The organism is Aeromonas sp. 97A, assembly GCF_051919185.1.
GTDB lineage: Bacteria > Pseudomonadota > Gammaproteobacteria > Enterobacterales > Aeromonadaceae > Aeromonas > Aeromonas veronii.
The window spans coordinates 1,781,862-1,797,014 of sequence record NZ_JBQBFF010000001.1; the positions used below are offsets into that span (position 1 = coordinate 1,781,862).

Annotated in this window: 11 protein-coding genes; 3 read left to right on the plus strand and 8 right to left on the minus strand. The window is 59.2% G+C overall.

Annotation, left to right across the window (positions count from 1 at the left end; translation table 11 throughout):
• Positions 1–204: 204 nt before the first annotated feature.
• Positions 205–1,221, minus strand: coding sequence for an aspartate-semialdehyde dehydrogenase (locus tag ACTG27_RS07935; protein WP_439979456.1), 1,017 nt, complete (start codon positions 1,219–1,221; stop codon positions 205–207).
• Positions 1,222–1,414: 193 nt separating this feature from the next.
• The gene (locus ACTG27_RS07940) at positions 1,415–2,536 is read right to left on the minus strand and encodes a 4-phosphoerythronate dehydrogenase (protein ID WP_439979457.1); all 1,122 of its coding nucleotides are present in this window, start codon (positions 2,534–2,536) and stop codon (positions 1,415–1,417) included.
• A 247-nt stretch (positions 2,537–2,783) separates the two neighbouring features.
• Between ACTG27_RS07940 and ACTG27_RS07945 the strand changes: the two genes are divergently transcribed.
• From ACTG27_RS07945 to ACTG27_RS07955, 3 genes are all read left to right on the plus strand, one after another.
• Positions 2,784–3,527: a phosphatase PAP2 family protein gene (locus ACTG27_RS07945; RefSeq protein ID WP_439979458.1), complete on the plus strand. Its 744-nt coding sequence runs from the start codon at positions 2,784–2,786 to the stop codon at positions 3,525–3,527.
• Between the two features lie 99 nt (positions 3,528–3,626).
• On the plus strand, positions 3,627–4,304 hold the full coding sequence (gene rnt, locus ACTG27_RS07950; RefSeq protein WP_005333780.1) for a ribonuclease T: 678 nt from the start codon (positions 3,627–3,629) through the stop codon (positions 4,302–4,304).
• A 273-nt stretch (positions 4,305–4,577) separates the two neighbouring features.
• Positions 4,578–5,900 (plus strand): Na+/H+ antiporter family protein, encoded by a 1,323-nt coding sequence (locus ACTG27_RS07955; RefSeq protein ID WP_005361308.1) that lies wholly within the window; start codon positions 4,578–4,580, stop codon positions 5,898–5,900.
• A gap of 134 nt (positions 5,901–6,034) precedes the next feature.
• On the opposite strand, the gene ACTG27_RS07960 is transcribed toward ACTG27_RS07955, so the two are convergent.
• The 6 genes from ACTG27_RS07960 to ydiJ all read right to left on the minus strand — a co-directional run bounded on the left by ACTG27_RS07960 (position 6,035) and on the right by ydiJ (position 15,040).
• Positions 6,035–7,951 carry a putative bifunctional diguanylate cyclase/phosphodiesterase gene (locus ACTG27_RS07960; protein WP_439979459.1) on the minus strand — a complete coding sequence of 639 codons (1,917 nt, stop codon included), beginning with the start codon at positions 7,949–7,951 and terminating at the stop codon, positions 6,035–6,037.
• Position 7,952: 1 nt separating this feature from the next.
• A complete protein-coding gene (locus ACTG27_RS07965) occupies positions 7,953–8,435 on the minus strand; it encodes a molybdopterin-binding oxidoreductase (protein WP_058058505.1) in 483 nt (160 codons plus the stop codon).
• Between the two features lie 333 nt (positions 8,436–8,768).
• On the minus strand, positions 8,769–10,670 hold the full coding sequence (locus tag ACTG27_RS07970) for a DEAD/DEAH box helicase (protein WP_005337260.1): 1,902 nt from the start codon (positions 10,668–10,670) through the stop codon (positions 8,769–8,771).
• A gap of 180 nt (positions 10,671–10,850) precedes the next feature.
• Entirely contained in the window at positions 10,851–11,312 is a 462-nt protein-coding gene (locus ACTG27_RS07975; protein WP_005352771.1) for a hotdog fold thioesterase, read from the minus strand.
• A gap of 168 nt (positions 11,313–11,480) precedes the next feature.
• Positions 11,481–11,969, minus strand: coding sequence for a hypothetical protein (locus tag ACTG27_RS07980; protein ID WP_439979460.1), 489 nt, complete (start codon positions 11,967–11,969; stop codon positions 11,481–11,483).
• Positions 11,969–15,040, minus strand: a complete 3,072-nt coding sequence (gene ydiJ, locus ACTG27_RS07985; protein ID WP_439979461.1) for a D-2-hydroxyglutarate dehydrogenase YdiJ — start codon at positions 15,038–15,040, stop codon at positions 11,969–11,971. The genes ACTG27_RS07980 and ydiJ overlap by 1 nt, the downstream gene beginning before the upstream one ends.
• Positions 15,041–15,153: the final 113 nt, after the last annotated feature.

Here is a 15,153-nt window from a genome sequence, read left to right on the forward strand (position 1 = left end):
TCAATATAAATCAGGCTCGCCTGGCAAGCCAGCAGTCCGACACATTTAGCACCCAACTTGACCCTGAGTGTAGGAAAAAACTTAATCAGTTGATATCGCAACAGAATCTTGAAGTGACGGAGTGCGGCATGGGTCACACCCCGGTTTGATCACAGGCCGGATGCGCAGCACTCCCTGCTGCGCATCTGTGGCATCTGACCAGCCTTACAGATAGTCGCGAACCAGCAGCTCGGCAATCTGTACACTGTTGGTTGCCGCGCCCTTACGAACGTTATCGGCCACGATCCACATATTGATACCACTCGGGTGAGAAATATCCTGGCGCACCCGACCCACCAGCACCTCATCCTTGCCGGTTGCGTCACGCACCGGGGTCGGATAATCCCCTTCGTCATCAAACAGGGTCACGCCCGGCGCACTGCGCAGCAGGTCCTTGACCTGTTCGGCATCGAGCGGCTGGTGCAGCTCGACGTGTACCGCCTCGGCGTGGCCGTAGAAGACCGGCACCCGCACGCAAGTCGGGTTCACGGCAATACTGGCATCCCCCAGGATCTTCTGGGTTTCCCACACCATCTTCATCTCTTCACGGGTGTAGCCGTTGTCAGTGAAGCTGTCGATCTGCGGGATCAGGTTAAAGGCGATCTGTTGCGGATAGAGGGTCGGTTCCACCGGACGGCCGTTGAGCAGATGAGCAGTCTGTCCCGCAAGCTCGCTGACCCCCTCTTTGCCGGAGCCTGATACGGATTGATAGGTGGCCACGTTGATGCGGGCAATGCCCACTTCGTCGTGCAGCGGCTTCAAAGCCACCAGCATCTGGATGGTGGAACAATTGGGGTTGGCGATGATGTTGTGATTGCGAAAATCGGCCAGCGCATCCGGGTTCACTTCCGGGATCACCAGCGGGATATCTTCGTCGTAACGGAAGCAGGAGGTGTTGTCGATGACGATGCAGCCGTGTTCGGCAGCAATCGGCGCCCACTTGGCAGAGACCTCGGCACCGGCGGAGAAGAGTGCGATCTGCACCTGGCTCCAGTCAAACTCCTCCACATCGAGGATCTCGAGGTTCTTGCCGCCAAAGCGCACGGTATCACCGGCGCTGCGGCTGGAAGCCAGCGGATAGAGGGTCGCTACCGGAAATTCGCGCTCTTCCAGGATCTCGATCATCGCCTGACCCACGGCGCCGCTGGCACCCAATACCGCTACGTTAAACTGCTGGCTCATTCTGTTCTCCTCTGATAATGCTGCAATGGCGCCGGATGGCGCCATGGTCGGCAGGCTCCCGCACGGCGAGATGACGCTGCCTGATATGGCTGAGCCGGCGCAGTAGCATCTGCGCCAGCTCAGTAAAAAATGGGGTCGAGGTAGCCAGTACGGCTCACCCCTTCCGGTTATCTTCCAACTCCTAGTCCCCGATTCAGGGGCGTGACAGCGCAAATCCCAGCTCGCCCAGCGCCTGGTCGGCAAACGCACCCTCAACCTGCAGGGAGGATAGTTCACGGCGCTCGGGATAGTGTTTGCGCTGCTCGTCAAAGCTGCCGGGCAGGCCGAGTCGGGCCCGGAAACGGGCATCATCGCGGCGCACGTCATAGACCAGATGCACCAGCTGCTTGATCAGCGCCTGATCCGGTGTGCGGCCCGGCACCACCGCCTGCACATCGGGGGCTGGCAGGAGCTTACTCAAATCCTGACGAGGCTGGCGTCCCAGCTGCTGGCAGAGCGCCTGATAGAGCATCCAGGTACCGCGGGCCTTCCCCTCCAGGCTATAACCGGCGATATGGGGGGTGGCAATCTCGGTATGGGGCACCAGCGCTGCCAGTGGCTCGGGCTCGTTCTCCCATACATCCATCACCAGTCGCAACGGCTTATCGCTCAACTGGCGCGCCAGCAGGGCCCGGTTATCCCACACCTCGCCACGGGATGCGTTGATCAGGATCTGTCCGGCAGGGCGCCCGGCAATCTGTTCGGCATCGAGCAAATGGTAGGTGGCATCCGGCCCTTCACGGGTAATGGGCACATGGAAGCTGACAATATCGGCGCCAAGGGCGGTCTGATAATCGACAAAGCCCGCATCGGGGGTATTACGCGCCTTGGGTGGATCGCAGCGCAGTACCCGCATGCCGAGCGCTTGGGCCTTGCCAGCCACACACTCGCCAGTATTGCCCGCGCCAATCACCGCCAAAGTCATGGCCGAGAGGTCGAGTTCGTAACGCTCGGCCAGCACCAGCAGGGCTGAGAGCACATAATCCCCCACCGAATACTTGTTGCAACCGGGGGCGCTGAAGAAAGGAATATTGCGGCTTGCCAGCAACGCCTTGTCCACATGGTCGGTGCCTATGGTGGCGGTGCCAACAAACCCGAGTTTGGGGCTGGTCGCCAGCAAATCGCCGTTGACGCGGGTGACCGAACGCACCAGCAGCACATCGGCATCCAGCAGATCGCGGGCCTGCATCTGCCGTCCGGGCAAGGGGATCACCTCGCCAAATTCGGCAAACAGCTCCACGGCATGGGGCATATTCTCATCAACGACTATCTTCATCGGGCTCTCTTTGGTCACAACCGCCACGGGGGCGCCATTCTAGCGCAAAGCTGCCCGAGATTTCAGCCTGTGATGCAATCCGGCGCGAAAGGGGACCACATTGCGCGGCAGCCGCTCCATCCGCCCGCTCAAACAGAGGATGTCGCCACAAATGTGTAAGCAGAGGTAACAAACTGACTGCTCAGCTTGGTGCGGGTATGCCGCGATGGCACAATGCCCCTCTTTTTCGCGATCGCCCATACCCGCCATGCTGCCACACGCTTCGTCGCTCCCAATGTCAACCGCTTCACTCACCCGCAGTCAGGTGCTTGGCTTCACTGCCCTGTTGATCCTGCCCCTGCTGCTGCTCGCCACCCTGCCCTGGCAGCCTTTTCTGATCGGTTCACTGCAATCAGGCTGGTTATGGTGGTCATACGCCCTCACCCGCATGGTCGATATTCCCGGGGTCGGGGTCAGTGGCGCCATCTTGCTGCTGCTGACCCGCTATAAACTCAAACTGGAGCTGGCCCCCTTCATTGCGCTGGGGTGTGCGCTGGCAGCCCTGCTTGCCAGCGACTGGGTGCTCAAGAGCCTGATCAAACACCTGACCGAAGAGCCCAGACCCTATCTGCTCTGGCTTGAGAGTCAGGCGCTGATCCCGGCCATCAAGCACTTCTACGCCAGTAGCGTCGATGTGCGCAGCGAACAGATTCACGCCGCCAGCCAGCTGCTGGCCCTGCCAGAGTGGCTCGGCCACCACTGGCAGGACGAGGTGAACTACGCCTTCCCCTCCGGCCACAGTATCGCCGCCATCAGCCTGGCCCAGTTCTTTGGCCTTATCTGGCTGGCCCGCGCCCCCACAGGCGTCTGGCTGCTGCCGTTGTGGGCACTGGGGGTTGGTCTGTCGCGCATGGTAATGGGGATGCACTGGCCGGTGGATGTGCTGGCCAGCGCCTTGTTGGGCACGCTCACGGCGCTGATTGCCGCCCGCTGGTGGCTGCACAGATATTAAATCGAGCGCCACCTTGCCGCAGCCGACTGCGTGGGATGGGGGGACAAGCCTGTGCTTTTTTGCCATAATGCCGCCTCATTTTATCCCGACCGAGATCCCATGACCGACGCAGTTCATACCCTCAAGGGCCGTTTCCGTGGTTTTTACCCCGTCGTCATCGATGTTGAAACAGCCGGGTTCAACGCCAAGACCGATGCCCTGCTCGAAATCGCGGCTTACACCCTGAAAATGGATGAGCAGGGCTGGCTCGTTCCCGATCAGGTATTCCACTTTCATGTCGAGCCCTTCGAAGGGGCCAACCTGGAAAAGGCCGCGCTGGAGTTCACCGGCATCGACCCCTACAACCCGTTGCGTGGCGCTGTCTCGGAAAAAGAGGCGCTGACCGAGATCTTCAAGGGGATCCGCAAGGGGATGAAGGAGCAAGATTGCGGCCGCGCCATCATAGTGGCCCACAACGCCACCTTCGATCACGGCTTCGTGATGGCTGCCGCCGAGCGCGCTGGCCTCAAGCGCAATCCGTTCCACCCGTTTGCCACCTTCGACACCGCAGCTCTCTCCGGATTGGCGCTGGGTCAGACCGTGCTGGCCAAAGCGTGCCAGAGCGCCCGCATCCCGTTTGACAATAAAGAGGCGCACTCTGCCCTCTATGACACCGAACGCACCACAGAGCTGTTCTGTCATATCGTTAACCGCTGGAAGAGCATGGGGGGTTGGCCGCCAGCACATCCGGATGATGACACAACCGATGCCCCTGCCGATGATGAGGGGCAAGAATAAACGGATGAAGGCTGCCACTGGCAGCCTTCGCTTTTTGGGGAAGTGATTGATTGCACAGCGCACCGGAAATCGCTATCAACGTCACTATCCACCGCTGCGTACGGGATGCACGGAGACAAGCAGGTCACAAACCCTCATGTTGAGCAACCTTGTGCCACATGCTGCTGCGATATGAGGGGTTTGACTGATTTTTTTCTCGACATTTGTCACATTTTTCGCAAACTAACTCCCCTTCACATGACAGACAGCAATAACAAACTATAAGGAAATCAAATGAATCCAGTTGTTATCGCAGTCGGGCTGATGCTGGTGCTCAGTCTGCTGCGGATCAATGTGGTGGTCTCGCTGGCGCTGGGGGCCATTGCTGGCGGCCTGGTCGGTGGGCTGTCGTTGACCGATACCCTCACCACCTTCAGCGGTGGCCTGGGCGGTGGCGCCGAGATTGCTCTCTCCTACGCCATGCTGGGCGCCTTTGCGGTTGCCATCTCCCGCTCCGGGATCACCGACCTGCTGGCCCGCAAGGTGATCAACCAGCTGGGCAAGGATGCCAGCTCGACCCGCATCATGTGGGTCAAAACCCTGCTGCTCTCTTCCGTGCTGGCCGTGGCGATCTCCTCCCAGAACCTGATCCCGGTTCACATCGCCTTTATTCCCATCCTGATCCCGCCGCTGCTGCATGTGATGGCGCAGATGCAGATCGACCGTCGTCAGGTGGCCTGTGTCATCACCTTTGGCCTGACAGCTACCTATATGGTGCTGCCGGTCGGCTTTGGTGGCATCTTCCTGAACAACATTCTGGCCAAAAACCTGATCGATAACGGCGTGCCCATCACCACCAGCCAGATCCCGCTGGCGATGGCCATTCCAGTTGCCGGTATGGTACTGGGCCTGCTGATTGCGGTATTCATCAGCTATCGCAAACCGCGCCAGTACGATCTGGCCAAGATCCTGGATGCCGAGCCCGAAGCGGTCGAGCTCAACCTCACCCACATCTGGGTGGCCCTGCTGGCCATTGGCGTGGCGCTGGGGCTACAACTGATGACCAACAGCATCGTACTGGGTGCGCTGGCCGGTTTTGTCATCTTCACCTGCGGAGGCGTCATCAAGTTTCGCGAAAGCCAGGATGCCTTCACTCAGGGGGTGCGGATGATGTCGCTGATCGGCTTCATCATGATCTCCGCAGCCGGTTTTGCCGCGGTGATGAAGGCAACCCACGGGGTCGACTCTCTGGTTCAGGTGGTCGCCTCCGGCATCGGCCAGCACAAAGGCATTGCCGCCTTCCTGATGCTGCTGGTGGGTCTGCTCATCACCATGGGGATCGGTTCTTCCTTCTCCACCGTGCCCATCATCGCCACCATCTATGTGCCGCTCTGCCTGCAGCTCGGCTTCTCACCAATGGCGATCATCGCACTGGTCGGTACCGCTGGCGCGCTGGGGGATGCGGGCTCACCGGCCTCCGACTCGACCCTGGGCCCCACCTCCGGCCTCAACGCCGACGGCCAGCACGACCATATCTGGGACAGTGTGGTACCCACCTTTATTCACTACAACATCCCGCTGGTGATCTTCGGCTGGATTGCCGCCATGGTGCTCTGATAGCCCCTCGGGCTGCGAACTCTGCACGTCACAATGCACAACAAGAAGGCGACCAGATGGTCGCCTTCTTGTTGTATTCGACTAGATAAACAACAGCACGTTAGCTTGTGGTGACGGTGAAAAGGTACCGCTCGCTAACCCAGCGCAACCTCCTGCATGATGCTCCGATTGATAAAATAGCGATGGCAGAACAGCAAAAAGTCCTGCAACGGCAACGGCCTCGAGTAGAAATAGCCCTGAATTTCATCCACCCCTATGCTCAGCACCGCCTTCAGCTCATCATTGTTTTCCACCCCTTCCGCCACCACCCGCACACCGAGTTGATGAGAGAGGCTGGTGATCGCCTCGACGAACAAGGCCTGACGGGTATCGTTGTCGATGGCAGTGATAAATGAGCGGTCGATCTTGAGTTTGTCGAAATAGAGTTCCCGCAAGTAGGAGAACGATGACCAGCCGGTACCGAAATCATCAAGGGCAACCCGTACTCCAATCTGACGCAGGGTGTCGATGATTTGCTTGCTCAGCTCGATATCATCCAGAGCAATCGTTTCGGTCAGCTCGACGATCAGCTGTTGCAGGCTTAGCGGCCCCTCTCTCATGTTCTCATCCAGCTGGGCTGCCAACTCCATAGTGAACATGGAACTCGAGAGGTTGACCGAGATCTCCAGCGGTTCAATCAAGTCGCTCGGAAAAGTGGCAAGATCAAGCTGCAAGCGCCGGAAGATCCATAACCCGAGCGCCTCCCCCAGCCCGTTATCTTCCGCCAGCGAGATGATATCGAGGGGCGGAATAAACCCGTACTCCGGGTGATTCCAGCGGATCAGTACCTCAGCCCCCAGTCGCACCCTACCTTGACCACGGACAATGGGCTGATAGTAGAGGCTCAACTGCAAATTGCTGTGGTGCTGGATCAGCTCGCGCAACTCGGTCGACAAACGGCGGTTACGCAGATAGTGCTGATACATGCTGCTGGAGAAAACCACGTAACGATTCAGCCGCTTGCGCTTGGCACTGTCGAGGGCGATATCGGCAAACAGCAGCATCTCCTCCGGCGTGTGTACCGGTCGCACGTACTGGCTGACCCCCATAAAGACCCGCACCCGGTGGGCGGGATCAGTAGCCAAGGCGAGCCCGGCAAGTTCGTTACGCAGCTGCTCCAGAAATGGAAAGCGCAAATAGGTGGGCATAACGCCGGAAATAATGATGGCAAACTCATCGCTACCGGTGCGGGCGGCAAAGATACCGTCAACCGATACGGCGCGGATCCGCTCGGCCAGTTGCGTCAGCAATGCATCCCCCACCTCGTAGCCCAGGCTGTCATTTACCTCCCTGAAATGGCCAAGATCCACCAGACAGACGGTCACGCTACTGCGCCCCCCTTTATGTCTCGTCAGCTGCTTGAGGTGTTTGATCAAGGAGGCCCGGTTCGGCAAGCGGGTTAGCGCATCATTCCACGCAAGAAAGTGCTGGTGGCGCACTTCGCGAAACAGCATCAGCAGCATCACCACGGTCGCCAACATCAAGAAAGCCAGAATGAAGAAGTTCTGGATACGCGACGAGTTGAGTACCTCCCGCTGGGCAATAGCGGATGGGCCGGTGAAATTTTTCACCATCACATCGCGGATCGCAGCCAGATCCCGAGCCAACTCCTCGGCAAAACGAGCAAGTTCTTTTGAATCTCGCTCTCCGTTGACCACGGCCTGCTCATACTTCTCGAACAGAGTCATGATCTTGCCTGCTGCCTGTTCAGCCCCAAAGCGGGTTCTCACCGGCTTGGCCTCCTCCCCGTGCAGGAAGACATCGAGCCGGTTCCAGGCAATATCAAAGCGCTTGTTCATCTCTTCCTGACTGGTCGAACCGGTGCGATAGAGAGAGAGCGCTTCATCAAAGCCATGGATTTCCAACTCCAGCTGCGCCAACGCCCAGGCGGAGAGCTGGGTATAGCGAGTCACTGCATTGAATGCACGGTCATAGTTCCAGACCGACCAGATGGCAACCCCCAAAAAGGTAGTCACCATCAGGATCAAGCTCAGAAACTTGCCGCGCAGCATCTTATTTGCTCTCGATCGCCGTCAGTTGCCACACCATCCGGCTGTGATAGAGCTCCTTGTTCAGCTCCGGGTGATCAGAGAGGGGATAGATGATCCAGAGCGGCCCCTTGTTGCGCAGGGTCAACGCCTTGCCATCCTGCTTCTCGGCCAGCAGTACCGCATACTTATCTCCATCTTCCAGCGGCACCGCCGCCCAGTAGTCATTGATGGCGACCGCCTTGACCTCCCCACTCTTGAGACCATATATCTTGACCAGCTCTCGCAGCAGCACGCCACGATAGGTGTGGTCCCCCTCGGTCCAGGGGGTCTGGGTCTTGACCTCTGTCTGAGGTAAAGCCTCAAACTCGGCCCGGGTCAACACGACCTCCCCTTTACCATTGCAACAGCCATCCCCCTTGATCTTGAGAAAGGGATCATCAGCCAACACCATGCCAGAAACGAGACAGCCGGATAACAGCAGTATCCTGCCAAGCCATCCACCCATGATAGACCTCCGTATCATACTGTTTATTTTATTGGTTTCACTCTGTCCACCCACAGGAAAACGGCAGAGTCATAATGCAAAACAATGTTGCTGCAACCAGCTCACCACAACAGGCAACCAGCATCAGGCTGTACCCGAATGCCACCAAAAGCATGGCATCCTGGCTCCGAATGTCACAACTGCATCGGAAAATATTCATGCCCCTTTGGCTCACGACCTGGGTTGTGGAACAAAAATATGACCCCCACAAAGGCAAACTGACGGTACAGTCCCTATCGCAGATACAAAAAAAGGCCGCTCAATGAGCGGCCTTCTTCATAACGGGATCAGCAATCAGCTTTCGCGACGCTTGCCACCGAATTTGCGATCTTTGTTGAAGCCACCTTCACGGCGCTCCCCGCTCTTGTTGAACGGACGGTCACCCTGGGGACGGCGATCCTTGTTGAAAGGACGGTCGCCACGGAACGGACGATCACCACGGGGCGGACGGCTGCTGGTGTTGCCACCGGCCGGCACTTCGGTGTAGCGGGTGATCTGCAGCGGACGCTGGCAAACACGGGCTTTCTTGATCACTTCCAGTACATCGGCGGTCATGCCTTTCGGCAGATCGACGGTGGAAAAATCATCAGCGATGTCGATGTTGCCGATGAAGCGGCTCTCGATGTTCGCTTCGTTGGCGATGGCGCCTACGATCTGGCCCGGCTTGACGCCGTGATGCGCACCCACGTCTACGCGATAGCGCTCCATCTCCACATCCGGGTTGTCTTTCAGCGGACGCGGTTCGAGGGACGGCATGCGACGGGCAGGACGATCGCCACGGTCACCGAAGTCACGACCACCACGGTCGTTGAAGTCACGGCGCTCGAAGCCACCACGATCGTTGCCAGCATTCAGCAGCGGATCTGGAATGGAGTCATCCAGCAGCAGCGGTTGGTCACCCTGTACCAGCTTGGCCAGTGCGGCAGCCAGCTCCAGCGGATCGGCAGAATCCTCTTCGATCAGCTCGTTCACCAGGTTGTGGTAGATCTCGAGCTCTTCACCCATCATGGTTTCGCGGATGCGCTCCTTGAACTTGGCCAGACGATGCTGGTTGATGTCCTCGGTGCTCGGCATCTTCATCGGCTCGATGGCCTGACGGGTTGCGTGCTCGATGGCGCGCAGCATACGACGCTCGCGGGGAGCGACGAACAGGATGGCTTCGCCTTTACGACCGGCACGACCGGTACGGCCGATACGGTGTACGTAAGATTCGGTGTCGTACGGAATGTCGTAGTTCACTACGTGGGTGATGCGCTCAACGTCCAGACCACGGGCGACAACGTCGGTGGCGATCAGGATGTCCAGCTGGCCCTGACGCAGCTTGTCGACGGTACGCTCACGCAGTTTCTGCGGGATGTCGCCGTGCAGCGCTTCACAGGCGTGACCACGGGCGGCCAGCTTGCCAGCCAGCTCTTCGGCAGCGTTCTTGGTACGTACGAATACCAGCAGGGCTTCGTAGGATTCCACTTCCAGCAGACGGGTCATGGCGTCCAGCTTGTGCAGACCGGTCACTTGCCAGTAGCGCTGGCGAATAGTGGTCGCGGTAGCAGTCTTGGAGGCGATCTTGATCTCTTTGGGCTGCTTCAGGTGCTTCTGGGCCACGCGACGGATCTGCTCCGGCATGGTGGCAGAGAACAGGGCAACCTGACGAGTGCTCGGGCACTGCTCCATGATCCAGTCAACGTCGTCGATGAAGCCCATACGCAGCATTTCATCAGCTTCGTCCAGTACCAGAGCTTTCAGGCCGGAGAGATCCAGGTTCTTGCGACGGATCAGGTCCATCACGCGGCCCGGAGTACCGACGACAACCTGAGCACCGCGACGCAGGGCGCGGGTCTGGGTTTCGTAGGAGGCACCACCGTAGATGGGCAGTACGTGGAAATCGGGCATGTGGTGGGCGTAGCGTTGGCACGCTTCAGCCACTTGCAGCGCCAGTTCGCGGGTAGGCGCCAGCACCAGGATCTGGGTGTTGCGGTTACCAGCTTCCAGACGAGACAACAGAGGCAAGGCAAAAGCAGCGGTCTTCCCTGTACCGGTTTGCGCCTGCCCCAGCAGATCGTGTCCCGCCATCAGGTGGGGAATTGCTGCGGCCTGGATCGGTGACGGGCGCTCATAGCCCACGTCCTGCAGCGCTTTCAATACAGGCGCGGCCAGTCCAAGCTCACTAAAAAGGGGCAGTTGTTCGGTATCAGACATAGATTCTTCCAGATTAAGGCAGGCGGCTAACACCGCGGAATAGCAAAAAGGCGGCGATTATAGCGCCACTTTGTTCTGCTGTCTTGAAAAATGTGATAAGCCTCTCAAGACGTTGGCAATTATAGAGGGATCTGACGAGTATGGCTTGCTTATTTTGCACTCATAGTGCGTTATTGCAGATCACTCCTCGCTGGAGTCCTTGCCCCGCTTGTGTTTGAGCACCGCCATGGTCAGCCGACTGGTGCATAATAAACGCTCACGTTCGTCCCGAATTTCAATCTGCCACACCTGGGTTGTTGCTCCCAGATGGAGCGGCGTGCAACGCCCAGTCACCACCCCTTCCCGTTTGGCTCGCAGATGGTTGGCATTTACCTCCAGCCCCACACAGTAGCTATCTGGTCCCACCGCCATGTTGGCGGCAATCGAGCCCAAGGTTTCCGCCAGCACCACGGACGCGCCACCATGGAGCATGCCAAGGGGCTGGTGCGTACGGTGATCCACTGGCATGGTCGCTTCCAGCCAATCGGCGCCAAAAGCGGTGTAGACGATATCGAGATGGGCCATCAGGGTGTTGCGAGAGGTGGCATTGAGCCCCTCCAGACTCATGGGTTTACGCCAGATGGGCGCAATATCGTGACTCATTGCGAGCAGACTCCTTATGTAAGCGATGAATGCGTACCGATATGAGTGAAACACCCTCCATCGGCAAAATGGTTCGGTTATGTGAGTTGTTGGTTACCGGGTGACGTGGTAACAACGCAGCTCCGACCCGGCGCTGCGTGTTACACAATCATGCCTTTAAGCGGGATATCACCAAGGGTAGGTAACGCCGGGCCACTCGGACCAAGGCACTTCTCGCCCCGGCAGACGGGGTTCTGGCCACTGCCACACCCTGGCGAGCCAGTCGCGCAGCTGAATCTCCAACTCCTCATCCGTGATAGGCGCCTCTGCCACCTTCCAGAAGAAGAGCTCCACCACTACCTCCGGCAGCACCGAGGGGTAGAGATAAACCCCGCCCCAAAATTGCGGCTCCCGATCCGGGCTCCAGAGGCCATAGGCAAAGGAGCGCTTGGCCAGAAACTCCGACTGCTGCCACTCCAGATCTCCTTCGTGCTGGCTCAGGCTGAAGTTGGCTGAGGGCCAGAGATCGTGCGGGCGAAACAGCTGATGGAGCTGCTCGCGCTCGCGCAACATGGCAACAAACTCCACCACCGCCTGAGCAGGAGTGGCGGGTAACAGCAAGAAACGTGGATGCCGATAGGCCTTCGGCACCCGAAACCGCTTGGGAAACGTCAGCATCAGAGCAGCTCCAGCAGGGCTTGCAATGGATGTTTGAGCTTTTCCCCCTCCATCCGCTTGACCTGACTGCGGCACGAATAGCCGGTCGCCAGGCAGCGCGCTTTGGGTAGACGGGCGAGCGGGTCAGCCCAGCTCAACCCATAGATGCCCTTGGAGTTCTCCACCTGTTTGACGTCGTGACCATAGGTGCCCGCCATACCGCAGCAACCCACAGAGACCGGCTGCAAGCTGGCCCCGAAGCGGCCAAACAGGGTGCTCCAGTCGCCGTGGGTCGAGGGCTTGGCGGTCTTCTCGGTGCAGTGGGCAAAGAGATACCAGGGCTCGCCCCCCTCCTCGCTCCTGGTCTTGTCGGTTCGAGCAGGCAGTTGATCTGCCGGCAGCGAGAGCAGCCACTCCTGCGGCAACAACACCTGAAAATCACCGCGAGCCGACCCCAGCGCCTTGGCATACTCGTCGCGATAACAGAGCACCATGGCCGGATCCACCCCCACCATGGGAATGCCAAGCGCCGCCACCTTGTTGAGGAACTTGGCGCTGTTGGCGGCGGTGCGGGCAAAGGCGCGCAGGAACCCCTTGATATGCTGGGGCTTGCCGTTGGGTTTAAAGGGCAGCAGATAGGGCTGGAAACCGAGCTTGCTGGCGAGTTTCACCAGGTCGCGTACCACGGGGGCATCGTAATAACTGGTGAAGGGATCCTGCACGATGAGCACAACCTGCTTACGCTGCTCGACGCTCATCCGCTCCAGTCCAGGCAGATCAAAATAGCGGGCGCGGTTGTCATGCAGGCTCTCGGCCAGGGTCGGCACCGAGAGCAGCGGCACATCCACCATGCCGATGCTCTTCTCGGTCGCCTTCTGGGCCCACTCTTTTTCGAGGAAGAAGTTGACCAGCTTCGGCGCCTTGGCAAGCAACGGAGCATAGCTTTCAACGGTGCCGACGAAGTAATCCTTGGGGGCGCGCAGGTAGCGGCCGTGATAAAGTTGCATAAAGCGGGCGCGAAAATCGGGCACATCCACCTTGATCGGGCACTGGCTGGTACATGCCTTGCAGGCCAGACAGCCCGACATGGCCTCCATCACCTCATGGGAGAAATCATACTCGCCGCGCTGTTTAGCCCAGCTGTTGCGCACCTTGTCCACCAGCTGTTTGAAGCGCACACCACCGGATTGCAGTGCCACCTCTTCCGCCAACGGATCGAAGCCCTGCTCCGCCAGCTGACGCAACCATTCACGCATCAGGCCCGCCCGCCCCTTGGGGGAGTGGCGGCGATCGCGGCTGATCTTGACCGAGGGGCACATGGGGGAGTCGGTCTCGAAGGTGAAACAGAGGCCGTTGCCGTTGCAATCCATGGCGCGGGTGTAGCTGGTGCGCACCGCGAGCGGGATCTGGCGGTCATACTTGCCGCGCTTGGGGCCATCCACCGACACCAGCTCGGCGCCGCTACCGTAGGGGATACAGATCTTGCCCGGGTTGATACGGTTGGCCGGGTCGAACGCCCCCTTGACCCGCTGCAGCTCTTCCCACAGCTCTCCAAAGAAGGCGGGGCTGTATTCGGAGCGAAAGCCCTTGCCATGCTCGCCCCACATCAGACCGCCATATTTGGCGGTGAGCGCCACCACCTGATCGGAGATGCGGCGCAGCAGCACCTCCTGCTCGGGATCGCACAAATCCAGCGCCGGGCGCACGTGCAGCACACCGGCATCGACGTGGCCGAACATGCCGTAGTCGAGGCCGTGGGCGTCGAGCAGGGTGCGAAACTCCATGATGAAATCGGCCAGTGACTCGGGCGGCACGGCGGTGTCTTCAGTGAAGGCCACCGGCTTCTTGCGTCCTTCGGCGTTGCCCAGCAGCCCCACCGACTTCTTGCGCATGGTGTAGATGGTCTCGATGCTCGGCAGGTGGTCACACACCTGATAGCCGATGATCCCCGCCTCGCCCTTGGCCAGCAGCGCGTCGATACGGCGGCAGAGCTCCGCCACCTTGGCCTTGTGTTCCGCCTCGTCGGTATCGGCAAACTCGACAATGTTGAGTCCCTGCAGATCCTTGCCGGGCACATCCTGAATAAGTTCTTTCACCGAATGCCAGATGATGTCGGCGCGGGCCAGCCCGAGCACCCGGGAGTCCACCGTCTCCACCGAGAGAGCCTGCGCCTGCACCATAAAGGGGGCATTGCGCAGGGCGGAGGGGAAGCTGTCGTACTTGACGTTGACCAGAGTGCGATAACGCGGGATGGGGGTGATATTGAGTTTGGCTTCGGTGATGAATCCCAAGGATCCTTCCGAGCCGCACAACACCCGACTCACATCCAGCGTGTCGGTATCCGGTTGATAGAGGTGCTTGAGATCGTAACCGGTCAGAAAGCGGTTGAGCTTGGGGAAGGTCGCCTCGATGTCGGCGCGGCGCTCCTTGCCGATACGATAGAGGGTGCGATAGATCTCTCCTTCGCGACTCTCCAGCGCCAGCTTGTCGGCCAGTCGCTCACCGGTCAGCGGCTCGGTCGCCATGATGTCGCCATTCTCCAGCACGGCTTTGAGGCCCAGCACGTGATCCGAGGTTTTGCCGTAGACCAGAGACCCCTGCCCCGAGGCATCGGTGTTGATCATGCCCCCTAAGGTGGCGCGATTGGAGGTGGAGAGATCCGGCGAGAAAAAGTAACCGTGGGGCTTGAGATAGGCGTTGAGCTGGTCTTTCACCACCCCGGCCTGGGCACGCACCCACCCCTCCTCCAGATTAATTTCCATGATCTGGTTCATATAACGGGAGAGATCGACGATAATGCCGCCGCCCAATGACTGGCCATTGGTGCCGGTACCGCCACCGCGAGGGAAAAAACTCAAGGAGGCGAACGCCGGCTCTGCGGCCAGCTTGAGCATTGCTGCTATGTCGTCCGCACTGCGCGGATAGAGAACCGCCTGAGGTACTACCTGATAGACGCTGTTATCCGTCGCCATCGCCAACCGGCTTGCATAAGACTTTTCGATATCACCACGAAATGCGCTGCGCTCTAGCAACTCAAGAAACTGCAGGGTTGTGGGTGACAAACTGTCCTGGTAATCGAGTCTCGGGATCATGAATCCTTGTTCCCATCCTTTGCTTGATGCCGGCACGCCGGCGACAACGACTGGCCAGCCGCCTGTCAATGGCAATCAGGCCAGTCCGCTCACATGTGAGCGGGCAGTATATC

Excerpts from the sequence above, each read along its gene's own strand:
- ACTG27_RS07935 (WP_439979456.1), bottom strand. The coding sequence starts at position 1,221 with ATGAGCCAGCAGTTTAACGTAGCGGTATTGGGTGCCAGCGGCGCCGTG.
- ACTG27_RS07980 (WP_439979460.1), bottom strand. The coding sequence starts at position 11,969 with ATGCTGACGTTTCCCAAGCGGTTTCGGGTGCCGAAGGCCTATCGGCAT.
- ACTG27_RS07975 (WP_005352771.1), bottom strand. The coding sequence starts at position 11,312 with ATGAGTCACGATATTGCGCCCATCTGGCGTAAACCCATGAGTCTGGAG.
- rnt (WP_005333780.1), top strand. The coding sequence starts at position 3,627 with ATGACCGACGCAGTTCATACCCTCAAGGGCCGTTTCCGTGGTTTTTAC.
- ACTG27_RS07965 (WP_058058505.1), bottom strand. The coding sequence starts at position 8,435 with ATGGGTGGATGGCTTGGCAGGATACTGCTGTTATCCGGCTGTCTCGTT.
- ACTG27_RS07960 (WP_439979459.1), bottom strand. The coding sequence starts at position 7,951 with ATGCTGCGCGGCAAGTTTCTGAGCTTGATCCTGATGGTGACTACCTTT.
- ACTG27_RS07940 (WP_439979457.1), bottom strand. The coding sequence starts at position 2,536 with ATGAAGATAGTCGTTGATGAGAATATGCCCCATGCCGTGGAGCTGTTT.
- ACTG27_RS07955 (WP_005361308.1), top strand. The coding sequence starts at position 4,578 with ATGAATCCAGTTGTTATCGCAGTCGGGCTGATGCTGGTGCTCAGTCTG.
- ACTG27_RS07945 (WP_439979458.1), top strand. The coding sequence starts at position 2,784 with ATGCTGCCACACGCTTCGTCGCTCCCAATGTCAACCGCTTCACTCACC.
- ACTG27_RS07970 (WP_005337260.1), bottom strand. The coding sequence starts at position 10,670 with ATGTCTGATACCGAACAACTGCCCCTTTTTAGTGAGCTTGGACTGGCC.
- ydiJ (WP_439979461.1), bottom strand. The coding sequence starts at position 15,040 with ATGATCCCGAGACTCGATTACCAGGACAGTTTGTCACCCACAACCCTG.